The 24,632-nt window shown below is 74.1% G+C and carries 25 protein-coding genes; 16 read left to right on the top strand and 9 right to left on the bottom strand.

Annotation, left to right across the window (positions count from 1 at the left end):
* Positions 1-3: 3 nt before the first annotated feature.
* Positions 4-345 (bottom strand): DUF3140 domain-containing protein, encoded by a 342-nt coding sequence (locus QOZ88_RS00970; protein WP_305997968.1) that lies wholly within the window; start codon positions 343-345, stop codon positions 4-6.
* A gap of 105 nt (positions 346-450) precedes the next feature.
* On the opposite strand from QOZ88_RS00970, the gene QOZ88_RS00965 reads away from it, so the two are divergent.
* The 14 genes from QOZ88_RS00965 (at position 451) to QOZ88_RS00900 (ending at position 11,122) form a co-directional block, all read left to right on the top strand.
* Positions 451-1,374, top strand: a complete 924-nt coding sequence (locus tag QOZ88_RS00965; RefSeq protein WP_305997967.1) for a ribokinase — start codon at positions 451-453, stop codon at positions 1,372-1,374.
* A 64-nt stretch (positions 1,375-1,438) separates the two neighbouring features.
* A complete protein-coding gene (locus QOZ88_RS00960; protein ID WP_305997966.1) occupies positions 1,439-1,594 on the top strand; it encodes a hypothetical protein in 156 nt (51 codons plus the stop codon).
* Between the two features lie 86 nt (positions 1,595-1,680).
* On the top strand, positions 1,681-1,815 hold the full coding sequence (locus QOZ88_RS00955) for a hypothetical protein (RefSeq protein ID WP_305997965.1): 135 nt from the start codon (positions 1,681-1,683) through the stop codon (positions 1,813-1,815).
* Positions 1,816-1,965: 150 nt separating this feature from the next.
* A complete protein-coding gene (locus QOZ88_RS00950) occupies positions 1,966-2,592 on the top strand; it encodes a TetR/AcrR family transcriptional regulator (RefSeq protein ID WP_305997964.1) in 627 nt (208 codons plus the stop codon).
* 15 nt (positions 2,593-2,607) lie between these two features.
* Positions 2,608-3,033 carry a hypothetical protein gene (locus tag QOZ88_RS00945; RefSeq protein ID WP_305997963.1) on the top strand — a complete coding sequence of 142 codons (426 nt, stop codon included), beginning with the start codon at positions 2,608-2,610 and terminating at the stop codon, positions 3,031-3,033.
* 134 nt (positions 3,034-3,167) lie between these two features.
* Positions 3,168-3,338, top strand: a complete 171-nt coding sequence (locus tag QOZ88_RS00940) for a hypothetical protein (RefSeq protein WP_170852251.1) — start codon at positions 3,168-3,170, stop codon at positions 3,336-3,338.
* Positions 3,335-3,706, top strand: coding sequence for a lipopolysaccharide assembly protein LapA domain-containing protein (locus tag QOZ88_RS00935; protein ID WP_305997962.1), 372 nt, complete (start codon positions 3,335-3,337; stop codon positions 3,704-3,706). Before QOZ88_RS00940 ends, QOZ88_RS00935 begins: the two co-directional genes overlap by 4 nt.
* Positions 3,707-3,843: 137 nt before the next feature.
* Positions 3,844-5,688 (top strand): acyl-CoA dehydrogenase, encoded by a 1,845-nt coding sequence (locus QOZ88_RS00930; protein ID WP_305997961.1) that lies wholly within the window; start codon positions 3,844-3,846, stop codon positions 5,686-5,688.
* 168 nt (positions 5,689-5,856) lie between these two features.
* Complete coding sequence (locus tag QOZ88_RS00925; RefSeq protein ID WP_305997960.1) at positions 5,857-6,822, top strand: alpha/beta fold hydrolase; 966 nt, start codon at positions 5,857-5,859, stop codon at positions 6,820-6,822.
* A gap of 130 nt (positions 6,823-6,952) precedes the next feature.
* Complete coding sequence (locus QOZ88_RS00920) at positions 6,953-7,204, top strand: hypothetical protein (RefSeq protein WP_305997959.1); 252 nt, start codon at positions 6,953-6,955, stop codon at positions 7,202-7,204.
* Positions 7,201-7,353: a hypothetical protein gene (locus QOZ88_RS00915; protein ID WP_305997958.1), complete on the top strand. Its 153-nt coding sequence runs from the start codon at positions 7,201-7,203 to the stop codon at positions 7,351-7,353. The genes QOZ88_RS00920 and QOZ88_RS00915 overlap by 4 nt, the downstream gene beginning before the upstream one ends.
* 123 nt (positions 7,354-7,476) lie before the next feature.
* On the top strand, positions 7,477-8,232 hold the full coding sequence (locus tag QOZ88_RS00910) for a 3-hydroxybutyrate dehydrogenase (RefSeq protein ID WP_091930165.1): 756 nt from the start codon (positions 7,477-7,479) through the stop codon (positions 8,230-8,232).
* Positions 8,233-8,249: 17 nt separating this feature from the next.
* A complete protein-coding gene (locus tag QOZ88_RS00905; protein WP_305997957.1) occupies positions 8,250-10,190 on the top strand; it encodes a helix-turn-helix domain-containing protein in 1,941 nt (646 codons plus the stop codon).
* A gap of 56 nt (positions 10,191-10,246) precedes the next feature.
* A complete protein-coding gene (locus QOZ88_RS00900) occupies positions 10,247-11,122 on the top strand; it encodes a 3-methyladenine DNA glycosylase (protein ID WP_305997956.1) in 876 nt (291 codons plus the stop codon).
* A 252-nt stretch (positions 11,123-11,374) separates the two neighbouring features.
* On the opposite strand, the gene QOZ88_RS00895 is transcribed toward QOZ88_RS00900, so the two are convergent.
* From QOZ88_RS00895 to QOZ88_RS00870, 6 genes are all read right to left on the bottom strand, one after another.
* Entirely contained in the window at positions 11,375-12,508 is a 1,134-nt protein-coding gene (locus QOZ88_RS00895; protein WP_211435026.1) for a branched-chain amino acid ABC transporter permease, read from the bottom strand.
* An 11-nt stretch (positions 12,509-12,519) separates the two neighbouring features.
* Positions 12,520-13,404 (bottom strand): branched-chain amino acid ABC transporter permease, encoded by an 885-nt coding sequence (locus QOZ88_RS00890; RefSeq protein WP_305997955.1) that lies wholly within the window; start codon positions 13,402-13,404, stop codon positions 12,520-12,522.
* Positions 13,401-14,153, bottom strand: coding sequence for an ABC transporter ATP-binding protein (locus tag QOZ88_RS00885; RefSeq protein ID WP_305997954.1), 753 nt, complete (start codon positions 14,151-14,153; stop codon positions 13,401-13,403). The genes QOZ88_RS00890 and QOZ88_RS00885 overlap by 4 nt, the downstream gene beginning before the upstream one ends.
* On the bottom strand, positions 14,150-14,947 hold the full coding sequence (locus tag QOZ88_RS00880; RefSeq protein WP_305997953.1) for an ABC transporter ATP-binding protein: 798 nt from the start codon (positions 14,945-14,947) through the stop codon (positions 14,150-14,152). The genes QOZ88_RS00885 and QOZ88_RS00880 overlap by 4 nt, the downstream gene beginning before the upstream one ends.
* 17 nt (positions 14,948-14,964) lie before the next feature.
* The gene (locus QOZ88_RS00875) at positions 14,965-16,191 is read right to left on the bottom strand and encodes a substrate-binding domain-containing protein (RefSeq protein WP_305997952.1); all 1,227 of its coding nucleotides are present in this window, start codon (positions 16,189-16,191) and stop codon (positions 14,965-14,967) included.
* A 130-nt stretch (positions 16,192-16,321) separates the two neighbouring features.
* Positions 16,322-19,420: a glycosyltransferase family 2 protein gene (locus QOZ88_RS00870; RefSeq protein ID WP_305997951.1), complete on the bottom strand. Its 3,099-nt coding sequence runs from the start codon at positions 19,418-19,420 to the stop codon at positions 16,322-16,324.
* A 236-nt stretch (positions 19,421-19,656) separates the two neighbouring features.
* On the opposite strand from QOZ88_RS00870, the gene QOZ88_RS00865 reads away from it, so the two are divergent.
* Complete coding sequence (locus tag QOZ88_RS00865) at positions 19,657-21,225, top strand: chitinase (RefSeq protein ID WP_305997950.1); 1,569 nt, start codon at positions 19,657-19,659, stop codon at positions 21,223-21,225.
* Positions 21,226-21,255: 30 nt separating this feature from the next.
* Positions 21,256-22,089, top strand: coding sequence for a tyrosine-protein phosphatase (locus QOZ88_RS00860; RefSeq protein ID WP_305997949.1), 834 nt, complete (start codon positions 21,256-21,258; stop codon positions 22,087-22,089).
* Positions 22,090-22,093: 4 nt separating this feature from the next.
* Here QOZ88_RS00860 and QOZ88_RS00855 read toward each other — a convergent pair whose 3' ends face one another.
* Positions 22,094-24,187 carry a sensor domain-containing diguanylate cyclase gene (locus tag QOZ88_RS00855; protein ID WP_305997948.1) on the bottom strand — a complete coding sequence of 698 codons (2,094 nt, stop codon included), beginning with the start codon at positions 24,185-24,187 and terminating at the stop codon, positions 22,094-22,096.
* 153 nt (positions 24,188-24,340) lie between these two features.
* Positions 24,341-24,490, bottom strand: coding sequence for a hypothetical protein (locus QOZ88_RS00850; RefSeq protein WP_170852253.1), 150 nt, complete (start codon positions 24,488-24,490; stop codon positions 24,341-24,343).
* Positions 24,491-24,632 lie beyond the last annotated feature (142 nt).

The raw sequence follows: 24,632 nt of genomic DNA, 5'->3' as shown, positions 1-24,632 counted from the left end.
GGCCTAGCCCTTCTTCAGCGGATCGTGCCCCCAGTTCATCAGGCTGTAGCGCCACCGGGAGCTCTCGACGTCCTCCTGGGCCGGCTGCTGGGCGAGGTGGCGCGCCACGTAGCCGTGCACCTTGCGCATGTGGGCGAGGTCGCCGTCGTCCAGGTCGCCCTTCTTCTTGCGCAGCAGCTCGACGATGCGCCGCCCCGAGGCGTGGCCGGTGGACTCGCCGTCGCCGTCCTTCTGCCCGACGGACTGCGACTCCTCGGTCTCCAGCCACTTCTCCAGCTCGCCCGCGGTCATGTTCACCGCCTCGCCGAACTCCCGCCGGATCGTGTCGGGGTCGTCGCTCGCCATGCTTCCTCCGCTCGGTCGGTCGCCCTCCCCGGTACCGCCGCGCCGGCCGGGGGAAACCGGGCGTCTGGTACTGCTGGTACCCCTGTCCCGTCCCCGGAGGTCCCCGTGTCCGTCACCGTCGTCGGCAGCCTGAACGAGGACGTGCTCGTGTCCGTCGACCGGCTGCCCGGCCGGGGGGAGACGGTCGTGGCCCGCGACTCGGCGCTCGCCCCGGGTGGGAAGGGCGCCAACCAGGCCGCCGCCGCCGGCGTCCTCGGGGGCGGCGTGCACATGGTGGGCCGGGTCGGCGACGACCCCGCCGGTGACCGGCAGCTGGCCGCGCTGGCCTCCTCCCGGGTCAACGTCAGCCGCGTGCTGCGCACGATCGGCACGCCCACCGGCACGGCGACCATCCCCGTGGAGGCGGGCAGCGGCGAGAACCTGATCGTCGTCGTGCCCGGTGCCAATGCCGAGCTGGCGCCCGAGGACGTCGACGTGCCGTCGGTGCGGTCGGCCCGGGTGCTGCTGCTCCAGCTCGAGGTGCCGCTGCCGGCGGTGGAGGCGGCGGCCCGGGCCGCGTCCGGCACCGTCGTCCTCACGCCGGCGCCGCCCGCCCCGCTGCCCGCCGCGCTGCTGCAGCGGGTGGACGTGCTCGTCCCCAACGAGCACGAGCTGGCGCTGCTGGCCGACGCCGAGCCCGGCGACCGCTCACCCGCCGAGCTGGTGCAGCTCGCCCGCCGGGTGACGACGGGCGCGGTCGTGGTCACCCTCGGTGCGCGCGGCGCCCTGGTCGTCCCCGCGGAGGGCCCGGCCCTGCTGCAGGCGCCGCCGCCGGTCGCCGCCGTCGACACGACGGGCGCCGGGGACTGCTTCTGCGGTGCGCTCGGGCAGGCGCTGGCCGGTGGCGCCGTCCTCGCCGACGCCGTCCGCCAGGCCGTCGCCGCGGCGGCGGCCTCCACCACGGGCCCGGGAGCGCGCGGCGCGCTGCCCGACGAGGAGACCGTGCGCGACCTCCTCCCGCGGGTTCCCCCGGCCGGCCCGGTGGGCTGACCCCCGGTTTCCCCGACGGCGGACCGGGCACAGGCTCCCCGACCGAACCGAGGAGGAACCCGCGATGAGCGAATCCCACCGCACGCCCCGCAGCGCCGAACGCGCCGAGGGCGACCCGGCCGGCGAGCAGCCCGGCAGCGGCCGCACGCCGCACCCGGAGGAGCCGGCCGAGGGCCGTGCCGACACCGCCGACGGTGGCGCCGACACTCCCGACACCTGATCCCCGGCGCCGTGGTGACCGACGTCTCAGCCCCGACCGGTCGCGCGCCGGTTTCCCACCGCCACGGCACGGGCAGGCACCGGCGCATGGAGGACAACCTGGACCACACCCGGACCACCCACGAGTCGACCGACGGAGCGCGGGCCGACTCCTCCGCGGAGACCGCGTCGCGGGCCGTCGCCCGGCTGCTGGCCAACCCGCGCCGCACCCGCCGGGCCTGACCCGGCAGACGCCGCAGTCACGCTGCGTCGTCACACGTTCACCTCCGCTCCCCGGCGTCCCGCGGAGCCCGGGCGCCCCTCGTCACCCAGAGCGATCAGGCCCGGCGTGCCGCGAACTGCTCCGTCACGTGCTGGTGCACCATCGCTGACGTGACCGCCGCCATGCCCCTGTCCGCCGCCGACGACGCCACGGCACCGGTTCGCCGCAGCCGCGCCGAGCGGCAGGCGATCGTGCTGGACACCGCCGAGCGGCTCTTCGCCGGGCGCAGCTCCCGCAGCGTCGGCATGGACGAGCTGGTCCGCGAGACCGGGCTGGGCAAGATGACGGTCTACCGGCTCTTCAAGAGCAAGGACGACCTCGTCGGCGCCTACCTCAGCCGCAAGGCGGCGACCGTGCTGGCCTTCATCGACGCCGAGCTCGACCGGCTCGAGGGTGACCCGCGCGCCGCGCTGCTCTCGGTCGTCGACGCCGTCGAGCGCGACGTCACCCGCACCGGGTTCCGCGGCTGCCCGTTCACCAACGTCAGCAGCGAGTACGACGACCCGCAGCACCCCGCCCGCAGCGCCGCCGCCGACTACAAGTTCGAGCTGCACGCCCGGCTGGAGCGGCTGGCCGACGAGATCGTGCCGGGCGACGGCGAGGACCTCGCCGCGCAGGTCCACCTGATCATCGACGGCATGTACCTCTCCGGCGGCCTGCTGGGCCCCGACGGCCCCGCCGCCCACGGCCGGCAGCTGGCCGAGCGGCTGATCGAGATCGCGGCCGCCCGCGCCTGACCGCAGGATGGGCCGGTGACCGACGACCGCACGCGGCCCGACCTCGACGACCAGACCGTGGAGGCGCTCGGCAAGCTGTCCGAGGCCCTGGAGACCGTCGACCAGGCGCGCGGCTTCCTGTACGCCTTCCACCAGTTGACCGGCAAGGCCGACCGGCTCCTGCAGGAGTCCGTCGACCTGTTCCGCGAGGCCGGGGCCACGCCGCTGGCCGCCGACCTCGAGCGCGACCTGGTCGGGCGCAACGTCATCGCCGACCGGTGGACGTTCCAGGTCGTCGAGGACTTCGACGAGAACTACTGGGCCACCTTCCGCGCCTACGACGCCCGTGCCCGGGACGAGCTCGCCGGGGGCGACCGGCACGTGTTCGAGGCCCGGATGAAGCAGCGCGAGCGCACCGCCGGCCACCCCGCGCACGAGGCCGGTCCCGCGCTGGACGAGTGAGCGCCACCCCCCACCCGTCCGGAGGTGGGCCGGTCGCGGGGGCCGGAGGCTCCCCGACCGGGACACGGGCAGCGGCTCCGCCCACCGGGGACGGCAACTGGCCGCGGTGTCGACCGGCGGGCGACAATGCTGCGATGACCATGCCGGACGAGAACAACGCAGGCTCGGACCGCGAGGCCCAGCCGCTCGGCGCGCAGCAGGCGCCCGGCGAGGACCGCGACTCCCTGGGCGCCACGGAGGGGCCGGCCGACGGCATCGCCGGCCCGGCCTACCCGCCCGCCGACACCGAACCGGACGCCCGGTGACCGGGCCCGGACGGGAGCCCGCAGGAGCGGAGCGGGATCCCCTCAGCGTCGGCCTGGGCTCCCCCTCCTCGGGCGACCCCGCCGCCGAACCGGACCGCACCGCCGACGGGCCGGCCGAACCGGCCCCGACCCGCGAACGGCACACGGGGAAGGCCATCGGCCGGTCGCTGGCGCTGGCCCTGCTGATCTTCGTCACCGTCGTGCTGGTGCTGTTCGTGGTCTTCAACGGCCAGTCGGTGCAGATCAGCCTCGTCTTCACCGACGTCGAGGGCCCGCTGGTCGTCGCCCTGCTGGTCGCCGCGGCGCTCGGCGGCCTGCTGGTGTGGCTGGCCGGTGCGGTGATGCGCGCACGGCGCCGCAAGCGCTGACCCCTCCGGGTCAGGCGCCCGGTTCCGGAGTGTTCACCGGCGGGGTGCTTGCCGTTGCTACTCGCGAGTAATAGCTTTTGTTACTCGCGAGTAGCAACAGGCCGCACGCCGGCACGGAGCACGGGAGCCAGAGCGCCATGACGCACTACACCGCCAACCTGCGGGACCTCGAGTTCAACCTGTTCGAGTTCCTCGACACCAAGGACCGCCTCGGCACCGGGCCGTTCGGCCAGATGGACACCGAGACCGCGCGCGGCGTGCTGGCCGAGATCCGCAAACTGGCGGAGGGGCCGATCGCCGCCTCCTTCGCCGACGCCGACCGCAACCCGCCGGTGTTCGACCCGGCGACCAACTCCGTGACCCTGCCGGAGTCGTTCAAGAAGTCGGTCAAGGCGCTCACCGACGGCGAGTGGTGGCGGCTGGACCTCTCCGAGGAGCTCGGCGGGTTCGGCGCCCCCGCGGCGCTGACCTGGGCCGCCTACGAGATGGTGCTCGGCGCCAACCCCGCCGTCTTCATGTACGGCTCGGGCCCCGGCTTCGCCCAGACCCTGTTCGACCTGGGCACCGAGGACCAGAAGAAGCTGGCCCGGCTCATGATCGAGAAGGGGTGGGGCGCCACGATGGTGCTCACCGAGCCCGACGCGGGCTCGGACGTCGGCGCCGGCCGCACCAAGGCCGTGCAGCAGGCCGACGGGTCCTGGCACATCACCGGCGTGAAGCGCTTCATCACCTCCGCCGAGCACGACCTCAGCGACAACATCGTCCACCTGGTGCTGGCCCGCCCCGAGGGCGCGAAGGCCGGCACCAAGGGCCTGTCGCTGTTCGTCGTCCCCAAGTTCCACGTCGACCTCGAGACCGGCGAGCTGGGCGAGCGCAACGGCGCCTACGTGACCAACGTCGAGAAGAAGATGGGCCTCAAGGTCTCCACGACCTGCGAGGTCACCTTCGGCGACGGGCCCGTCCCCGCCCAGGGCTGGCTGGTCGGCGAGGTGCACGACGGCATCGCCCAGATGTTCAAGATCATCGAGTACGCCCGGATGTTCGTCGGCACCAAGGCGATCGCCACCCTCTCGGCCGGTTACCAGGTGGCGCTGGACTACGCGAAGAACCGCGTCCAGGGCGCCGACCTGACCGCGACGTCGAAGGACGCCCCGCGGGTTCCCATCACCCACCACCCCGACGTCCGCCGCTCGCTGATGCTGCAGAAGTCCTACGCCGAGGGCATGCGCGCCCTGTACCTCTACGCCGCGAGCTTCCGCGACCAGGTCACCGAGGCGCAGGCCGCCGGCACCGCCGACAGCGAGGAGGCCGGGCTCGCGGAGCGGGTCAACGACCTGCTGCTGCCGGTCGTGAAGGGCTTCGGCTCCGAGCGGGCCACCCAGCTGCTGACCCAGGAGTCGCTGCAGACCCTCGGCGGCTCGGGTTACCTGCAGGACTACCCGATCGAGCAGTACATCCGCGACTCCAAGATCGACACCCTCTACGAGGGGACGACGGCGATCCAGGGCCAGGACTTCTTCTTCCGGAAGATCGTCAAGGACGGCGGTGTCGCGCTGACCTGGCTGGCCGGCCAGGTGCAGGCCACCATCGACGCCGAGGCGGGCAACGGGCGGCTCAAGGAGGAGCGAGCGCTGCTGGCGACCGCGCTCCAGGACGTGCAGGGCATGCTGACGGCGATGTTCGGCCAGCTGACCTCGGCGCAGGAGGACATGGCCAACCTGTACAAGGTCGGGCAGAACACCTCCCGCCTGCTGCTCGCCGCCGGCGACCTGATCACCGCCTGGCTGCTGGTCCGCCAGTCCGAGGTGGCCCTGGCCGCGCTCTCGGGCGAGGTGGGCGAGAAGGACCGCCACTTCTACGAGGGCAAGCTCGCCGCCACCCGCTTCTTCACCACCCAGGTGCTGCCGAAGCTCACCGCCGAGCGGGCCATCGTCGAGGCCACCGACAACGCCCTCATGGAGGTCGCGGAAGAGGTTCTCTGACTTCAGCCCGACCGGAAGGCCGCTCCTCGTCCTCGGGGAGCGGCCTTCCGCCGTGCGTGCGGCGGTCATCAGAACGTCGTATTCGTTCTCGGGGGCGAGGGGTAGACCAGGGTTCCCCGATCCGGTGACGGATGCCCGTCGTCGGCCGTCGCTATCCCAGGAGTCCTCATGCTGCTGCGCCGCAGCCTGTTCGCCCTCGGCCTGACCACCGCCTGCATGGCCCCGCTCGGAATGGCGGCGGCCGGCACCGATCCCGCACCGGAGGCCGCGCCGGGCCCGGTCGAGAGCACGTCCGCCGGCGAGGAGGGCTTCGTCGAGGTGGAGGGCGCACGGATCTTCTACCAGACCCAGGGCGAGGGGCAGCCGATCCTGCTGATCCACGGCTATCCGCTGAACGGTGACCTCTTCGCCGAGAACCGGAAGGCGCTCGTCGAGGCGGGCTACCGGGTGATCACCGTGGACCTGCGCGGCTACGGCCGCAGCGGGGCGCTGGGTGAGCAGCCCGAGGGGTCGATCGAGAGCTACGCCGGAGACGTGCTCGCGGTCATGGACGAGCTCGGGGTGGAGTCGGCCGTCATCGGCGGCATGTCGATGGGCGGGCCGATCGTCTTCTCGATGTACCAGCAGGCACCGGACCGGTTCGAGGGGATCATCCTGATCGACACGGTGGCAGCCCCGGCGCCCCCGCCGGAGGCGGGCGTCTGGCGCGGTCTCATCGAGGTCGTCAACGAGCAGGGCACCGAGGCGGTCCCGCCGTTGATCATCGACGAGATGCTCACCGGAGAGGCGCGACTGGAGGAGCCCGAGCTCGTCGACTACGTGACCGGCCTCATGGACGAGGCCTCGAAGCAGGCGTACATCGCCGGCGCGGAGGCGCTGGCCACGCGGCCGGACTTCCGGCCACTGCTGCCGGAGATCGACGTGCCCACCCTGGTCATGGTGGGCCTGCAGGACACGATCTACCCGGTGAGCATCTCCCAGCAGATGGCCGAAGCCATCCCCGGAGCCGACCTGGAGATCATCGACGACGGGTCCCACGCGATGATCCTCGAGGAGGCGCGGGAGGCCAACGAGGAGATCCTGGACTGGGCCGAGGACCAGCCCTTCGCCCCGGAGCAGGCGGCGGCCGAGTGATCGACCGAAGCTGCTGACCTCGAGCGCCAGGCCGGCGGCTGCCTCCCCCGCTGCGGGGAAGCGGTCGTCGGCCGTTTCGGCGTCGGCGAGAGGGGCATGGGCCAGAGACGTCGATCCCCAGGAGGACCCCGTGAGCGACCCGCAGGGCAGCGACCGCATCCAGCAGGACGTACCGACCGCATCGGGTACGGGGGCCAACAGCGACCTGGCCTCCTCCTTCGACGACGTGCCGCTCACCGCCGAGGAAGGCGTCGAGCGGGACGCCGCGCAGGGGGACGACCTGCCAGCGCGTGCGGACGGCGACGTCGCCCGCGCCACCCGCGCCGGCGCCTCCGGCGAGGTCGCGGGTCCGACCGAACGATCAGGAGACGACGGCCGATGAGCGAATCGCAGCCGACGGGGTACCGCGAGTCCCCCGAGACCACCAACGACGCCGCCGCCCCGAAGGACGCCGACGACGTCACGCTGACCACCGACGACGAGGCCCAGCGGGACGACTCGGTCACCCGCCCCGGCAACGAGGCCGACTGAGGGAACCCACGGCCGCGGGTCGCGGGCTCGCCCGGTGAGTGTGCCGCCGCACCACCAGGTCGGGGCGGGCTGTGTGGGTGGCAACCGTGGGGCACGTCGCACTGGCGGCCTAGCGTTCCCACCATGGCGGTCAACGGTCCCCTGGTCGGGCGGCGGGCACTCATCACCGGTGGGGCGTCGGGGATCGGCCGCGCCTGCGCCGTCCGGCTGGCGGCCGACGGCGCCGACGTCGTGGTCGTCGACCGGGACGCCGAGGCTGCGCGGTCCGTGGCCGCGGAGGTGGGCGGCACCGCGGTCACGGCCGACCTGTCCGACCTCGCCGCCGTCGACCGCCTCGACCTGGCCGTGGACGTCCTGGTCAACAACGCCGGCCTGCAGCACGTGGCACCGGTCCACGAGTTCCCGGTCGACCGCTTCTCCCACATCCTGCGGCTCATGGTGGAGGCGCCGTTCCGGCTCGTCCGCGGCGCGCTGCCGCACATGTACGACCGCGGCTGGGGCCGGGTCGTCAACATCAGCTCCGTCCACGGGTTGCGCGCCTCCCCCTACAAGGCCGCCTACGTGACGGCCAAGCATGGCCTGGAGGGGCTGTCCAAGGTCGTCTCCCTGGAGGGCGCCGCCCGCGGCGTCACGTCGAACTGCGTGAACCCCGCCTACGTGCGGACGCCGCTCGTGGAGGGGCAGATCGCCGCGCAGGCGGAGGCGCACGGCCTGTCGGAGGACCAGGTCGTGGAGCAGGTCATGCTGGCGCCGGCGGCGGTCAAGCGGCTCATCGAGCCGGCGGAGGTGGCCGACGCGGTCGCCTGGCTGTGCTCGCCCGCCGCGGCCTCGGTCACCGGCACCTCGCTGGTGATGGACGGCGGGTGGACCGCACGGTGACCGCGCGACCGGCCAGAATGCCGGTCGTGCCCCCGTCCCCGCCCGTCCCCGACCGCGACGGTCCGCGCCCGGCCGTGGGGCGGGCAGCGGAGTACTTCGAACTGCTGCTGGGCGACGCCGCGGCGATCGAGTACGAACGCCCCCTGGTCCGGGCGCGGGCGGCGGGGGCCGACGCCGACGAGCTGGCCGAGCTCGACCGGGTCAAGCTGCTGGCGCTGGAGGTCCGCGAGGCGTTCGCCGCCCGGCGCCGGCGGGAGTCCGAGCTCACCGCCCTCTTCGACACCGCGAACGACCTCGCGGCGCTGCGCGGGGTCGACTCGGTGCTCACCGCCATCGTCCGGCGGGCCCGGCAGCTGCTGGGCAGCGACGTCTCCTACCTGACGCTGAACGACCCCGCACGGGGCGACACCTACATGCGGGTCACCGACGGCTCGGTCTCGGCCCGGTTCCAGGGGCTCCGGCTGCCGATGGGCGCGGGGCTGGGCGGGCTCGTCGCCCAGACCGCCGCCCCCTACGCCACGGCCGACTACTTCGCCGACCCGAGGTTCCGGCACACGACCGAGATCAACGACGGCGTCCACGACGAGGGGCTCGTCGCGATCCTCGGGGTGCCTCTCGTCCGCGGCGCCCAGGTCATCGGCGTGCTGTTCGCCGCCGACCGCACCGAGCGCACCTTCGACCGGTCGCAGGTGTCCCTGCTGGGGTCGCTGGCCGCCCACGCCGCCATCGCCCTCGACAACGCCCGGCTGCTCGAGGAGACCCGGTCGGCGCTGGACGAGCTCTCGGCGGCCACCCGCCGGCTGCGCGCCCACACGGCATCGGTGGAGCGGGCGGCGGGCGCCCACGACCGGTTCATCGACGTCGTCCTGCGCGGCGGCGGTGTGGAGGACGTCGCCGCGGCCGTCACCGAGGCCCTCGGGGGCAGCATCACCGTGCTCGACGAGGAGGGCCGGGCCGTCTCGCCCGGTGCCGATGCGGCCACCGAGCTGCCGCCCGACCCCGCCGGCGCGCTGACCCTGGCCCGCGCCACCGGCCGGACGGTGCAGGACGGTAGCTGGTGGACCGCCGCCGTGACGGTGGGCAGCGAGCTGCTGGGCGGGCTGGTGCTGCACCGCGAGGAGGAGCTCGCCGACTCCGACCAGCGGATCCTGGAGCGCGCCGCGCTCGTCACCGCGCTGCTGCTGCTGATCCGGCGGACGGCGGGCGAGGCGGAGAACCGGGTGCGCGGGGAGCTGCTCGAGGCGCTCCTGAGCCCCGGTCTCCGGGATCCCGACGGGCTCCGGGAGCGCGCCCGCCGGCTGGGCGCGGACCTGGACCGCCCGCACGCCGTCGTCGTCGCCCGGGTCGAGGCCCGGTGCCGGCCGCGGGCCCTGGCCGCCGCGGCCCACCTGGCGGCGACCCGCGGCGGGCTGGCCGGCCTGCACGGGGGCTGCGTCGTCCTCTGCCTGCCCGGCCTTGAGCCCGGCCCCGCGGCGGCCACCGTCCGTCGCGAGCTCGGGGCCGCCGGCGCCGGTGCGGTCACCGTCGGCGGCGCCGGACCGGCCGTCGGCCCCGGGGCCGTGGCCGCGGCCCACGCGGAGGCGGCCCGCTGCGCGACCACCCTGGTGGCGCTCGGCCGCGAGGGGGACGCGGCGAGCGCCGACGAGCTGGGGTTCTTCGGCCTGCTGGTCGGCGAGGGGCGCGACGTGCCGGCCTTCGTGTGGGCGACGCTGGGCCCCGTCCTCGAGTACGACGCGAGGCGGGGCACGGACCTGGAGGGGACGCTGGAGGCGTTCTTCGCGGCGGGCAGCTCACCGGCCCGGGCGGCGGAGAGCCTGCAGGTGCACGTCAACACCGTCACCCAGCGCCTGGACCGGATCGGCCGGCTGCTCGGTCGCGAGTGGTCCTCCCCGGCCCGCGCCCTGGAGGTGCAGCTGGCGCTCCGCCTGCACCGGCTGACCCGCGTCGACCCCGGCTGAGCGAGACGCCGCCGTGCGCCGCCGGCCCGCCGGGGGCGGCCTCCTACCCTGGGCGCGTGCAGCCGCCCCTCACCGAGCCGACGGTCCTGCCGGTCGAGGAGTGGCGGGCGCGGGCCGCTGCGCACGAGGGGCGCGTGGACCGCTGGGCAGGCCCCCACCGCGACCGCCGCCTCCGCGGGCAGACGCACCCGGTCCTGGACTTCCTGTTCACCTACTACTCCGAGACCCCGGGCCGGCTGCGCCGCTGGCACCCCGGCGCGGACGTCGCCCTCGCCACCCCCGCGCCGTACGAGGGCCGGCGCTGGTACGCCACCGACGGCGCGACCGTGCGGCTCGACACCGGCGCCTTCCTGGCCGACCGCGGGGACACCGTCCGCTTCGTCCGCCGGCTGCTCGTGGCCACCGCCGCCCGCCCGGCGTTCACCGGGTGCTTCGGCCTGCACGAGTGGGCGATGGTCTACCGCGACACCGGCACCCGGCACCCGATCCCGCTCCGCCTCGGGCAGGAGGGCACCGACGCCGTCGTCGAGGCGCACCCGGTGCGGTGCAGCCACTACGACGCGTTCCGGTTCTTCACCCCGGCCGCGGCGCCGCGGAACCGGCTGCAGCCCACCCGCGGGAGCCAGCCGCAGCTGGAGCAACCGGGCTGCCTGCACGCCGGCATGGACCTCTACAAGTGGGCCTACAAGCTCAGCCCCGCCACCCCCGGCGAGCTGGTCGCCGACTGCTTCGAGCTGGCCGTGGCGATCCGCGAGCTGGACATGCGCGCCTCGCCGTACGACCTGCGCGACCACGGCTACGCCCCCGTGGCGATCGAGACGCCCGAGGGCAAGGCCGAGTACGTGGCCGCGCAGCGGGAGTTCGCCGCCCGGGGCGCCGTGCTGCGCCAGCGCCTCATCGACGTCTGCGACCAGGTGCTCTCCGCCGGTTGACCCTGTGCTCGAAGCACGTCCTGGCTCACCCCGCGGGGGGGGGGGGGGGGGCGCGCGGGGGGGGGGGGGGGCGCCCCCCCCCCCCCCCCGGGCCCGCAGCGCCCCCGGGGCGCGCCCCCGGTTGCCCCGGGGCTCGACGCACGTCCTGGCTCACCCCGCGGGGTCCTGGCTCACCGTCGACCGTGAGCCAGGACCCCGGATGACCAGGTGACCTGATCATCAGGGCCGGCGGGGGGGCAGCGCCGGCGTCGATCAGACCCCGTCGTGCGGGCGGTTGCCGCCCACCCCGGCACCGATCTCGTCCCGGAGCCGCTCCACCGCCCGGCCGGGCGGCGGGTTCTCGGCCGGGCGGCGGCGGCCGCGACGGCGCTCGCCCAGCCGGTCCACCAGCCCGGCGATGCCGCCGGGCACGAAGAGGACGACGAGGATGAACAACGTGCCGAGGATGAACAGCGGCTCGGACAACGGCACCCGGAGCCAGGCGGGCAGGTCCTGCACCGCCGGCGAGGACGCCAGGTCGGTCAGCCGGCTGTCCAGGTAGGTGTAGAGCACGCCACCGAGCACCGCACCCCACCGGCTGCCGGCGCCGCCGAGCACCACCATGACCAGCAGCCCGATGGTGAAGTCGGCGGTGGTCACGCGGGGCGTGGAGCCACCCAGCAGCAGCAGGTGCACGATGCCGCCCAGGGTGGCCAGCAGCCCGGCCAGCACGAACACGAGCAGCTTGAATCGGTAGGGCCGCAGCCCCAGCACCTCCACCCGCCGCTCGTTCTCCCGGATCGCCTGCCAGACCCGCCCCGCCCGGGAGCGGGTCACCCAGGTCACCACCGCGTACACCAGCACCAGGTAGGCCAGCGCCAGCCAGTACTTGTTCACGGTGTTGAAGACGCCGACGAACGCGTCGGGGATCGGGGTGCGGTCGACCGCCAGCCCCTCCTCGCCGCCGGTGAGCCCGCCGGGGTCCTGCAGCACGATGATCGAGCCGACCTGGGCGGTGGCGAGGGTGACCATGGAGAAGGCGATGCCGGAGACGCGCAGCGCCACGCTGCCGATCACCAGCGGGAGCACGATGCCCAGCACCGTCGTCGCCGCGATCGCCGCACCCAGCCCCCAGCCGAGCTCGGTCAGCAGCAGGTTGGCCCCGTACGTGCCCGCCGCGAAGTAGAGGGCGTGCCCGAAGGAGAGCAGCCCGGTGAAGCCGAACAGCAGGTCGAAGGAGAGGGCGACGCCGCCGAACACCAGGCACAGCGCCAGGAGCTGCAACGTGCCCGGGCTGTTGAGCACCCCGTCGAAGAGCCCCGGCAGGTTCAAGGTCGAGTAGGGCAGCAGCGCCAGGACGACCAGCACCACCAGCGGAGCCAGCCGCCGCACGTTCCTCCGGTTCACGGCCCCGTCCTTCACGCCAACCTCGCACTCAGGCCGCTGGGCCGGGCCAGGAGCACCACCGCCAGCAGCAGCACCACCGACAGGTCACCCACCCCGCTCGCGGCGTAGTAGTTCGCGAACTGCTGCACCAGACCGACCAGCACCGCGGCGGCGGCCGTACCGGTGATCGAGCTCATGCCGCCGATGACCACGACGATGAAGGCGAAGATCAGCAGGGAGGTGCCCTGCCCCGGGGAGATGGAGCCCAGGTAGATGCCGCCCAGCGCCCCGGCCAGGGCCGCGAAGGCACCGCCGATCGCGAAGACCAGGGTGAACGCCTTCCGGACGTCGATGCCCAGCGCCGTCACCATGGTCCGGTTCTCCACGCCGGCCCGGATGATCAGGCCGACGCGGGTGAAGCGGAGGAAGGCGAGCACCGACACCAGCACGACCACCGCGCTGACGATGAGCAGGAACCGGTCGTTGGGCACGTTGGCGCCCAGCACCGACGTGGTGCCCTGCGCCCACTCCGGGCGCGGGAACGGCCGGGGGTCGGAGCCCCAGACAGCCCGCACGAGGGCGACCAGGGCGAGGCTGAGGCCCACCGTGACGAGGACCTGCTCGATGTGCCGCTGGTACAGCGGCCGGATGAGCAGCAGCTCGATCAGGGCCGCGACCAGCGTGCCGACGCCGACCCCGAACGCCACGGCGAGGACGAAGCCCCAGCCGGTGGACCCGGCCCCGGGGAGGTTGCCGGCGGCCCACCACGTCCCGTAGGCCCCGATGGTGAGGAAGGCGCCGTGGGCGAAGTTCAGCACGTCCATGAGGCCGAAGATCAGCGACAGCCCGGAGGCCACCAGGAAGTACAGCGCCGCGAGCCCGAGGCCGGTGATCGCCAGCAGCACGAAGGTGGTCACCGGTGGTCACCTCCCCCGCTGGCGGCCACACCGAGGAGCTCGCGGGTCCGGTCGGCGTCGGTCAGCAGGTCGTCGGCCGGCCCCGACCAGGCGACCCGCCCCTGGTCGATGACGACGGCGTCCTGCGCCATCCGCTGGACGACGGTCAGGTTCTGCTCGACGAGCAGGATCGTCACCTCCTCGGCCGCGCGGGCCAGCACGTCGGCGACCTCGGCCACCAGCAGCGGCGCCAGCCCCTTGGTCGGCTCGTCGATGAGCAGCAGCTGGTTGTCGTTGAGCAGCAGGCGCGCGATGGCGACCATCTGCTGCTGGCCCCCGGAAAGCGTGCCGGCGAGCTGCCGGCTGCGCTTCTGCAGCTCGGGGAACAGCTCGTAGACCCGGTCGTGGTGGTGGTCGGAGCCGCGCCGCTCGGCCAGCGCCAGGTTCTCCGCCACCGTCAGGCCGGCGAAGACCTCCCGGTCCTCCGGTGCGTAGCCGATCCCGCGGCGGACGATCTCGTGGGTCCGCCGGCCGTCGATCCGCTCCGTCCGGCCGTCGCCGCCGGTGAACTCGATGACGCCGGTGGACGGCACGAGCCCGAGCACGGCCTTGACCGTCGTCGTCTTGCCGGCGCCGTTGCGCCCGAGCAGGGCCGTCACCCCGCCGCGGCGGACGGTGAGGTCCACGCCCTGGAGGATGTGGCTGCCCGACAGCCGGACGTGCACGTCCGACATCCGCAGCAGCGGCGCGCCGCCGCCCTCGCCGCTCACAGCGCCTCCCCCAGGTAGGCCTGCTGCACGGCCGGGTCGCCGGTCACGCGCTCGGGGGTGTCCAGGGCCAGCAGCTTGCCGTGGTGCATGACCGCGACCCGGTCGGCCAGGCCGAGCAGGACGTCCATGTGGTGCTCGACCATCAGCACCGTCTTGCCCTCCTCGCGGTGCACCGAGGCGATCACCTCGGTCAGCCCGGCGACGTCCTCGATGCTCACCCCGGCCATCGGCTCGTCCAGCAGGACGACGGCGGGGTCGGTGGCCAGCAGGATCGCCAGCTCGAGCTTGCGCTTGTCCCCGTGGGACAGTGCCCCGGCCAGGTCGTCGCCGCGACCGGCCAGCCCGACCCGGGCCAGCGAGCGCGAGGCGATCTCCTGCGCCGCGTCCCCCGGCCGCACCAGCTGCCAGGGGCGCATGCTCCCGCCCAGCCGGGCCTGCGCGGCCAGCCGGACGTTCTCGCGGACGCTCAGGCCGGCGAAGACCGACGACGCCTGGAACGTGCGCCCCAGGCCCCGCCGGGCCCGCGCCGACGGCGAGGCCCCGGTGATGTCCGCCCCGGAGAGGGTCACGCTGCCGCCGGTCGCGGGGAGCAGCCCGGAGAGCAGGTTGAACAGCGACGTCTTGCCCGCGCCGTTGGGGCCGATGACCGCGACGAACTCACCGGGGGCGACGTCGAAGGTGACGTCGTCGACGATGACCGCCCCGCCGATGGCGCAGCTGAGCCCGCGCACCTGCAGCACCGGCGCACCCTCCGCGGGGTGGGTGGCCGGTGCCGTCGTGGCACTGGTGGACAACGGGTCCTCCGGGCCGGTCAGGCGGTGGCGACCGGAGGAGCCGTGTCCTCCGGGGCCAGCGTGTCGACCAGCACCGGGACGAACTCGCCGCCCTGCTGCTCGAGACGGGCCTGGAACATCGGCTGGAGCATGGCGTGGTCCTCCTCCCGGATGGTGATCTCGCCCTTGGCCCCGTCGAAGGTCCACCCCTCGAGCGCGGAGATCATCCCGGCGACGTCGTCGGGGCTCTCCTCGACCGCGCGCACGATCATCTGCGCGGCGTTGCAACCGTCGGGCGTGAAGATGTCCACCTCGCCACCGGCGGCCTCGACGCCCTCGGCCATCGCCTGGCTCATCTCGTTGTCCACGGCCTCGGCGAAGAAGTGCGACAGGAAGTTCAGCTGCCCCACCACCTCGTCGCCGTAGGTCGGGTACGACGCGCGCAGGTCCAGGCCGGTGACGACGTTCGTCGCGTCGAACACGCCCTGCTGGCCCATGGCCTGCCACATCGCGGGCGCGGTCTCCCCGGCCCAGGCGACGAAGGTCAGATCGGCGCCGGCGTCGCGCGCCTGTGCGGCGAACGGCGTCAGGTCGGTGGCGCCGGCCGGCACGAGCAGCGGCGTCACGGTGGCGCCGGCACCGCCGAGGATCGAGGTGACGGCGGCGACGTTGGCCTGGCCGAAGGCGCTGTCCTGGGCGAAGACGAGGACGTCCTTGCCGGCGGCGTCGCCGATGAAGGACTCCGCCGTCTTGACGTCCTGGTAGGTCTGGCGGCCGGAGCGGAAGGTGTTGCCGTTGACCCCGGTCAGCGCGTCCGTGGCGGCGGGGCCGGAGATGAACAGGACGTCGTTCTGCTCCGCCAGCGGCGCTACCTGGGTGGCGACGCCGGAGGACGCCGAGCCGGCCAGGATCTGCACCCCCTGGCCGATCAGGTCGGTGGCCTCCGCGACGGCCTTGGCCGGGTCCCCGGCGTCGTCGCGCTGGATCACCTCGACCGGCCGGCCGCCGACCTCACCCGTGCCGTCGGTCAGGTGGTCCAGGCACGCCTCGAAGCCCTGGAGGTACTGCGCCCCGTAGGAGGCCAGCGGTCCGGACGTCGAGGTGATGACGCCGACCTGGACCGGGGCGCCCTCCTCGCCGGCACCGCCTCCGCTGCCCGCCCCGCCGCCGGGAGCGCCGGGGCTGCCGCACGCGGCGGTGAGCGCGAGGACACCGGCGGCCGCCGCGGTGCTGGCGGTCCGGGACCGGGAACGGGTGCGGGACATGGTGATCTCCTCCGGTGTGCGGGTGCACGAGTGGTCTGCACCACACCGTATTGACGAGCTGATCATGTGCCCATGTGGAGCGGACCCATAGCGATGGGCGGCACTGTGGGGTGGAGCCACAGCCCCGGGGTCACCGCCCGGACGCGACCTCGGCCAGGCCGGGACCGGAAGTCTGCCGGTCGAGCACGCGGGCGGGCGCCGGGAGTCCGAGGAAGAAGCCCTGCCCCAGCTGCACCCCGCTCGTCCGCAGCGCGTCCCGCTCCGCGGCGGTCTCCACCCCGGAGGCCACCACGCGGCACCCGCGGTCCTCGGCGAAGGGCACGAGCGCCCCGAGGAGGGCGCGGCGCGCGGCGTCGTGCTCGATGCCTGCCGTGGTCTCCCGCCCGAGCTTGAGGAACGCCGGCCGGTGCTCCTCCACCCAACGGAAGCTGTCGTAGCCGACGAGCGGGTTCTCCAGCGCGACCTGCACACCGATCGGCAACTCGGTCGCGGACAGGCTGCTGCCCGCGACCAGGGTGCCGGACTCCAGGACCACGGGGCAGGCCGAGCGGCTGATGATGGAGGAGAGCTCCCGCGGCGAGTTCCACAGCGCCGACGAGACGTTCACCGACACCCACGCGCCCTCGGGCAGCGAGGCGGCCGCGGCCAGCGAGGCCCGGAGGAGCGCGCCGTCGAGGTCCACGCCGATGCCGCGATCGGTCGCCGCGTCCAGCCGCTCCTGGGGAGCCCGCCCGTCGGCGAACCGGCACAGCGCCTCGTACCCCACCGGTTCGCCGGTCCTGAGGTCGACGATCGGCTGGAAGACGGTGAAGAAGATGAAGTCGCGGAACGCCGCCACCACGGCGCTGTCGTCCGGTTCGACGGGCGGAGCCGACCGTGGGGCAGGCACCGGGGTGACGTCCCGCCCGCCGGCACCGGCCGTGGGCACGGCGACGCCACCCGGGGTGCCGGGGATGCCGTAGTGCAGGACCGAAGCCCAGTCGGGGGTCGACGGGACAGCGACGGTTCGGGGCCGCGCGGCCCCGGGCGACCGGGACGGCCGGCCCGCGCGGACCTCCGCCTGACGACGCGGCTCCACCGGGCGGTAGAGCCAGTCCCGCAGGTGCACCCACAGGTCCACCGCCGTGTTACCCAGCCCCACGAACGCGACCATGGCGTAGCCGGCCAGCGCGGTGTTGAGCGCGGCGAAGACGAGGTGGCCCCAGTGCTGCGACCGGATGTCCACGACGACGGTGTAGGCGGAGAACGCGACGAGCGCCAACGGCGCGAGCAGGAAGACGGCTCCTGCCGTCGTGCGGTCACGGACCTTCGGGGTTCGCTTGAAGGCGCTCTTCTCCCCGGTGATCAGCTGCAGCATCGAGGCGAAGGAGCCCGACAGGTTGACCGGCAGCAGGATCAGGTTGAACCCGTAGATCCGCAGCACGTCGGTCCGGCGGTACCCGGTGGAGCGCAGGTCGCCGGCCATCATGAGGAAGTACGGCACCGACACCAGCAGCAGCAGCGGGTTGAGCAGCTCGGCGTTGAACGGGTAGAAGAGCATGACGACCAGGCACACGGAGCTCCAGAAGATGGAGGCCATGTAGTTCACCCGCAGGAAGAGCTCGCCGAAGCGGTTGCGCTCCCCGCGGGCCCGCCGCGCCCGCACCTGCTGACGCAGCTTGGAGAGGATCAGCAGCCCGCCGTTGGCCCACCGCTGGCGCTGGATGCAGAGCGAGCCGAAGTCCGGCGGGGTCGCCGAGTAGGCGAGCCGCTCCGGGTAGTTCAGCAGCGACCAGCCGTGCACCCCGAGGTCGATGGTGGACTCGGTGTCCTCGATGACCGTGCGGTCCTGGATGTAGCGCCGGATTTCGAAGTCGCCGTCGTAGTCGACCTCGACGATGTCGTCGAGCGCCCGCTTGCGCAGCACCGCGTTCGCGCCGACCCAGAAGGTCGCGTCGTACTGGGTCATGCCCTGGTGGACGATGTGCTGCAGGTCCGTCGAGGCACCGGAGATCCGCTCCAGCCGGGTCGCCGACCCCGGGAAAGAGCTGTACGGCGTCTGCACGACGGCGACCCGGCTGTGCGCGCTCTGGCTGAGCAGGTGCACCATCCGCGCGGCGTACTCCGGTAGCAGCATGCTGTCGGCGTCCAGGGTGAGCACGTACTCCGACTCCTCCACCGTCAGGTCGGCGACCCGCGCCGCCGAGCTGACCAGCGCCAACCCCACCGGCGTATGGACCTCCCGGTAGCTGCCCCCCATGAGCGCGATGTAGCTGTTGAGGTTCATGGCCTTGTTCGGCTCGTGCGAGAGCGACCGGTAGCGCTTGCGCTCGAAGCTGGTGACGCGTGCACCGAAGGTGGCGGTGAGCCGGCGGTAGAGCTGCAGCAGCCGGTCGGCGGGGAGCACCGCGCCCTCCTGGGCCGCACTGGCGAGCGCCTCGCCCACCGTGCCCAGGTCCGCGGCCAGCGCGCCGAGCACGTGGTCGACGAAGAAGACGTCGGTGTGGTCGATGATCTCGTGCCGGGCACCCAGCTCGTCCAGCCACTCGACGGCGAACCGGTAGTGCCCGGCCAGCGCCCGGACGTCGTCGACCGTCGTCGCCCGGCCGGATCCGTCCGCCACCGCCCGCTCGAAGGCGGCGCGGCCGTCCCGGAAGCGACCGGCGGGCACCTCGAGCTCGGCCATGATGCTGCCGGGGAGGGCCCGGGCGTCCTCCAGCAGTGCCCGGGCCCGCTTCGTCGTCGGGTTCTGCGGGTCGTCGATGAGCAGGACCACGTGCAGGGCCGGGTACTCCTGGAGCGCTGCCGACAGCAGTGTCGTCCGGATGACCCGCTCGTCCTCCTGGTAGGAGGGCACCAGGACCGTCACCGGGGCCGCGGGCTGGTCGAAGAAGGCGTCGAGGACCGCGCGCGACGCCCGGGCGTGGACCCGGCTCCGGTAGAAGAAGCCGATCCGGGTGATCAGGTACGCCATGGCCGAGGTGGCCAGCCCGGTGATCATCAGCAGGTAGACGATCGCCTCGATGACCAGCCGCGCGCTGTCGGCCTTGCCCTCGATGAACTGCTGCTCGATGGTGAAGGCCACGTAGACCGCCCACGCCGAGACGGTCAGGACGATGGACAGCCGGCCGATCGCCATCCGTCCCTCGGACACCTTGGCGGGCACCAGCGGGAGCGGCTCCCGTCGCCGGTCGCTCCCCCACTGCCGCCGGACGTCCGGTCGGCGCGGATCGGCAAGGGTGCGTCGCATCTGTTCCGCCTTCGTGCTCATCGGGCCCGACGGGTGCCAGGCGTCCGACCGGCGTCCCCCACGTCGCCCCGCATCCTGCGGCCGCGACGACCCCGGCCGCTGCCCCCGCTCACCCCTCGTGGTGAGCCCCTTACCGGGTGGTGACCGTCCGGGGGCGTTCCCAGGGCAGGCTGTGCGAGATCGAGCCACCCACCCGCAGTCCCGGCCGGTACTGCTTCGACGAGAGCGAGGGCTCCATGGGCGCATCGGGCGCCGCACCCCGGGACGAGGAGCAGCCGGTCGCCCGCCGGCTGTCCTGGACGCGCGTGGGCCTGCTGCTGCTGGTCGTCGCGGCGGTCGCCGGCGGGGCGTTCGTCTCGGTGACCGAGGCCGCGGACCGGACGGAGACGACGACCCTGTCCTGGAGCGTTCCCTACGTCGACGTGACCCTGACCCCGACCTTCCAGTTCCAGGACCCGTCGGCCAACCCCGCGCGCACCGTCGCCCTGGCCTTCGTGGTGGCCGACCCGGAGGACGGCTGCGCGCCCAGCTGGGGCGGCTACTACTCCCTCGAGGAGGCCGGTACCGACCTGGAGCTGGACCGCCGGATCGACCAGCTGCGGTCCGCCGGCGGTGACGTCATGGTGAGCTTCGGCGGGCTGGTCAACGACGAGCTCGCCATCACCTGCACGGACACCGGCGACCTCACCGACGCCTACCGCGACGTCGTGGAGCGCTACGACCTGTCCGCCGTCGACCTCGACGTGGAGGGCACCGCCGTCGCCGACCTCGCCGCCGCCGGCCGGAGGGCCGCGGCCCTGGCCGACCTGCAGCGCGAGCGGGCAGCCGACGGATCCCCGCTCGCCGTGTGGCTCACCGTGCCGGTGGCCCCGACCGGGATGACCGCCGAGGGCGTGGACCTCGTGCGCGCCACGCTGGCCGGCGGCGTGGAGCTGATGGGCGTCAACGTGATGACGATGGACTACGGCGGCGCCAAGCCCGCGGAGCAGTCCATGATCGAGGCGACCGAGCAGGCGCTCCGGGCCGCGGCGGAACAGGTCCGCGCCCTGTACGAGGAGATCGGCACGACGCTGCGCGACAGGCAGGTCTGGAGCCGGATCGGCGCGACCCCGATGATCGGCCAGAACGACGTCGAGGGCGAGGTCTTCACCCTCGACGACGCCGCGGCCCTCAGCTCCTTCGCGCGGGCCACCGGCCTCGGGCGGGTGTCGCTGTGGTCGTTGAACCGGGACGCGGGGTGCGGCGCGAGCTTCGCCGACGTCGCCGTCCACTCGAACACCTGCAGCGGCGTCGACCAGGAGGCCCTCGCCTTCGTGGATGAGTTCGCCGGCCTCGGCGGCGACGGCCCCGCCGTACGGATCAGCGACACCGTGGAGGACGCCGGCAGGCAGCCGGTCGTCGACGATCCCGCCACGAGTCCCTACCCGATCTGGCGGGCCGAGGCCCAGTACCCGGCCGGCTACAAGGTCGTGTGGCACGGCAACGTGTACCAGGCGCGCTGGTACGCCATGGGGGTCGACCCGTCCCTGCCCGCCGCGGCCGGCGTCCCGTCCCCCTGGGCGCTGCTCGGCGTGGTGGAGACGTCGGAGTCCGCCCCCGAGCCGGTGCCGACCGTCACCGACGTGACGGAGGTGTGGAACCCCGACGCCCTCTACCAGCGGGGCGCCCGGGTGTTCCTGGACGGACTCCCCTACGAGGCGCGCTGGGCCAACCGGGGCGCGGCCCCCGGAACCCTGTTCCCGATCGGACCGGAGGAGGCCTGGGAGCCGCTGTTCGACCTCCCCGGCCAGCCCGCCGGGAGCTGAGCCGGCCGCGGAGGCCGTACCGTCGCAGCCGTGACCTCTCCGCACACCGACCGCTGGATCCGCCTGGACGGCACCACGAACCTGCGCGACCTCGGCGGGCTGCCCACCGCCGACGGCGGGCGGACGGCGACCGGCCGCATCCTGCGCAGCGACAACCTGCAGACGCTGAGCGACGCCGACGTCCGGCGCCTGGTCGGCGAGCTCGGGCTGCGCCAGGTCGTCGACCTGCGCACCACCGCGGAGATCCTGCTCGAGGGCCGGGGCCCGCTGCGCGGCGTCCCGGAGGTCACCCACCGGCACTTCACCCTGCTGCCCGAGCGGGGGCACCACACCGACGTCTTCGCGGTGGAGGAGGAGGACCCGCAACTGGAGCTCGGGGCCGGGTGGACCGAGTCGCTGCTGCCCCGGCAGGTCGCGGCCCACGACGAGGGCGAGCCCCCGGCGGTGCGGTCCTACCTGGGCTACCTCGGCCAGCGCTCGGAGAACGTCGTCGGCGCCCTGCGGGCGCTCACCCGGGCCCCCGGAGGCGCGTCCGTGGTCCACTGCGCCGCCGGCAAGGACCGCACCGGCGTGGTCTGCGCCCTGGCGCTCGCGGTCGCCGGGGTGCCGCACGAGGAGATCGTCGCCGACTACGCGCTCACCGCGGAGATCATCGACGCGCTGGTCGCGAAGCTGGCCGCCTCCCCCACGTACGCCGACGACATGGTCACCCGCGACGTCGCCAGCCACACCCCGCGTGCGGAGACGATGGACCGCCTGCTGGTGCTGCTCGACGAGCGGTTCGACGGCCCGGTCGGCTGGCTGGACGCGCACGGCTTCGGCGCCGACGAGCAGGCGGCGCTGCGGGCGCGGCTGCGGAGCTGACGGGTCAGCGGGCGGCGCGGGCCGAGCGGCCCCGCCGCTGCTTCTCGCGGTACATCGCCGCGTCCGCCTCGCGGAGCAGGGCGTCCGCGTCGCGCCCCCGGTCCGCACCGAGCACGGCCGCCCCGACGCTGGTGCCGACCCGCACCGGCGTGCCCTCGAGGCGGAACGGCTCGTCGAAGCAGGCCGCGATCCGGTCGGCGAGGGTGCGCGCGTGGTCGGCGTCGGCCAGGTCCGGGAGGACGATGGCGAACTCGTCGCCGCTGAGCCGGCCCACCGTGTCGCCGGGTCGGACGGCGGCGCGCAGCCGCGCCGACACCTGGCGCAGGAGCTCGTCGCCGGCCGCGTGACCCAGCGAGTCGTTGACGTCCTTGAACCGGTCGAGGTCGCAGAAGAGCACCCCGAGCCCACCGTCGGGGCCGGCCTCGGCGAGCGACGCCTCCAGCCGCTCCAGGAACAGCACCCGGTTGGGCAGGCCGGTCAGCGCGTCGTGCGTGGCCTGGTGCCGCACGGTCTCGAGGAGCCGGGCCTTCTGCAGCGCCGTGGCGGCCTGGTCGCCGACGCCGCGCAGCCGCGCCAGCACGTCCCCGCCGAGCTCCTCGGGTGCCTCCCCGGGCTGCCAGCCGACCGTCACCACGCCCAGGAACGCCGAACCGGCGAGCAGGGGGACGGCGACCACGCGCGCGCTACCGACGCCCCGCAGGAGCGCGCGGAGGGTGGGGCTGCTCGTGGCGTCATCGAAGATCAGCGGTTCCCGGTCGGTCAGCAGCACCATCACCTCCGGGGTCTCCTCCGGGCGGAGCGCGGTCCGGCGCATCACCGCCGCCTGCTCGTCGGACAGGCCGGCGGTCGCGGACGCCCGCAGCACCCCCGCGCCGGGATCCCACAGCAGCAGGCTGGCGCGGGCGCACCCGACGACGCGCAGGAGCGCTGCGGCGACCAGCCGGGCCACCTCGGCCGGATCCGCCGCGGCGGCCAGCTCGTGGGACAGCTCCAGCAGGGCACCTGCCCGGTCCGCCTCCGTGCGGGCGTCCTCCAGGGCGATGATCAGGTCCAGCGCGGCGGCCGCGTGCCCGGCATAGGCGGCCAGCATCGCGTGCTCGTCGGCCATCTCGCCGTCGCCGGACGGGTAGATGGCAGCCAGCTTGCCGTGCCGCCGGCGGGCCGAGGCGACGTCGACGACCACGGCGGTGCGGCCCAGGTCGTCCCCCGACAGGATGCGCTCGGCCAGGTCCGGCAGCCGGGCCCCGGGGATGCCGGCGCCGTGCACCAGCGGTGGCCCGCCGTCCGGTGCGGCGACGACGAGCAGGTGGGCCGGGGCGAGGACGGCCTCGCCCGCGCGGGCCACGATGCGGTGCAGGACCGTGTCGAGGTCCTCGCCGGCGACGAGGTCGCCGGCGGCCGACTGGAGCGTGCGCAGCTGCCCCCGGAGCGCCGCCAGCTCCGGATCGGCCTGCGCCGTGCCGGCCCGTCGGCGGCGCCACGGCGACCGCCGTTCCCAGGTGAGGCGGTAGACGCAGGTCCCGGTGCCGTCGACGCAGCACTCGGTGTGCGCGAGCACGCCGGGTGGCAGCCCGAAGATGGCCGGGATCATCACCGCCAGGCCGCGGGCGTACGCGCAGTCGAGCGCCGAGTGGGCGTAGCCGTCGGCCAGGTGGAGGGCGACCGTGGCCGACGTCGCGGTGATCTCGCGGATCTCCATGTGCGACACGGTGGTGAACTTCGCCGCGGCCCGGGGCAGCTGGCGGAACACCTGGCGCGGTGTGCCCAGCGCACGCAGGACGAGCAGCAGGGAGTGGCCCAGGCCGCTGCGCATCGCGGCCGCGCCCACGTGGAACATCGTGTCCGGGTCGCCCAGCACCTCGGTGGCGGCGGTGAACAGCCGGATCCGGGTGTCGTAGCTCCACCAGCGGGCCTGGTCCTCGACCTGGTCGGCGACCTCACCCAGGCCCGCCCGGTCGAGCACCGCTGCGACAGCGTCGTCACCACCGTGGCGCCGGACGTAGGTGAGCACCCCGGCCATCGTGATGCCCGGGGTCTCCCGCGCCTCGGCCGGTCGCGCGGCGGTCGTGCCGTCGCTGCCCGGTGCTCCTGTGCCCACGGATCGGTGATCGGCGGACCCGCACGCCTGCTTGAGCGGAACCGACCGGTTCGGGTGAGCCGGCTCGCGGGCGCCTGCCCCGGACGCACGCGACCCCGGTCCCTGAGTGGAACCGGGGTCGGCCTTCCGGGCCGCGCGGGGCGCGGTCGGGGGTCAGCGGCCGAGGAAGTGGCTGCCGTTGGCCATCGTCAGGAGCTCGTCGCGCATCGCCGGGCTGCTGCTGCGGGCCAGCGCCTTGTCCAGGGCCCGCCGGGTACGCGCCACCTGCCGACGCCGCCGCCAGCTGGTCGTCACGCTGCTCATCGCTACTGCCTCTTTCGTCGGAGTGTCACGCCTGCAGCCGTACTAACGCAGGCGTTCACCACTCTAATCCGACGAAACGTCGGTCGGCATGAGTCATGGCCGAAGGTTCATCATCCCTTCGGGTTTTTGTCGTCACGGCCCC

Origin of the sequence: Blastococcus carthaginiensis, assembly GCF_030731085.1 — a bacterium.
GTDB classification, from domain to species: Bacteria; Actinomycetota; Actinomycetes; order Mycobacteriales; family Geodermatophilaceae; genus Blastococcus; species Blastococcus carthaginiensis.
This window is presented reverse-complemented; position numbering and strand designations above follow the sequence as displayed.

Excerpts from the sequence above, each read along its gene's own strand:
- QOZ88_RS00970 (WP_305997968.1), bottom strand. The coding sequence starts at position 345 with ATGGCGAGCGACGACCCCGACACGATCCGGCGGGAGTTCGGCGAGGCG.
- QOZ88_RS00960 (WP_305997966.1), top strand. The coding sequence starts at position 1,439 with ATGAGCGAATCCCACCGCACGCCCCGCAGCGCCGAACGCGCCGAGGGC.
- QOZ88_RS00955 (WP_305997965.1), top strand. The coding sequence starts at position 1,681 with ATGGAGGACAACCTGGACCACACCCGGACCACCCACGAGTCGACCGAC.
- QOZ88_RS00940 (WP_170852251.1), top strand. The coding sequence starts at position 3,168 with ATGACCATGCCGGACGAGAACAACGCAGGCTCGGACCGCGAGGCCCAG.
- QOZ88_RS00930 (WP_305997961.1), top strand. The coding sequence starts at position 3,844 with ATGACGCACTACACCGCCAACCTGCGGGACCTCGAGTTCAACCTGTTC.
- QOZ88_RS00925 (WP_305997960.1), top strand. The coding sequence starts at position 5,857 with ATGCTGCTGCGCCGCAGCCTGTTCGCCCTCGGCCTGACCACCGCCTGC.
- QOZ88_RS00915 (WP_305997958.1), top strand. The coding sequence starts at position 7,201 with ATGAGCGAATCGCAGCCGACGGGGTACCGCGAGTCCCCCGAGACCACC.
- QOZ88_RS00910 (WP_091930165.1), top strand. The coding sequence starts at position 7,477 with ATGGCGGTCAACGGTCCCCTGGTCGGGCGGCGGGCACTCATCACCGGT.
- QOZ88_RS00905 (WP_305997957.1), top strand. The coding sequence starts at position 8,250 with ATGCCGGTCGTGCCCCCGTCCCCGCCCGTCCCCGACCGCGACGGTCCG.
- QOZ88_RS00875 (WP_305997952.1), bottom strand. The coding sequence starts at position 16,191 with ATGTCCCGCACCCGTTCCCGGTCCCGGACCGCCAGCACCGCGGCGGCC.
- QOZ88_RS00870 (WP_305997951.1), bottom strand. The coding sequence starts at position 19,420 with ATGCGACGCACCCTTGCCGATCCGCGCCGACCGGACGTCCGGCGGCAG.
- QOZ88_RS00865 (WP_305997950.1), top strand. The coding sequence starts at position 19,657 with ATGGGCGCATCGGGCGCCGCACCCCGGGACGAGGAGCAGCCGGTCGCC.
- QOZ88_RS00850 (WP_170852253.1), bottom strand. The coding sequence starts at position 24,490 with ATGAGCAGCGTGACGACCAGCTGGCGGCGGCGTCGGCAGGTGGCGCGT.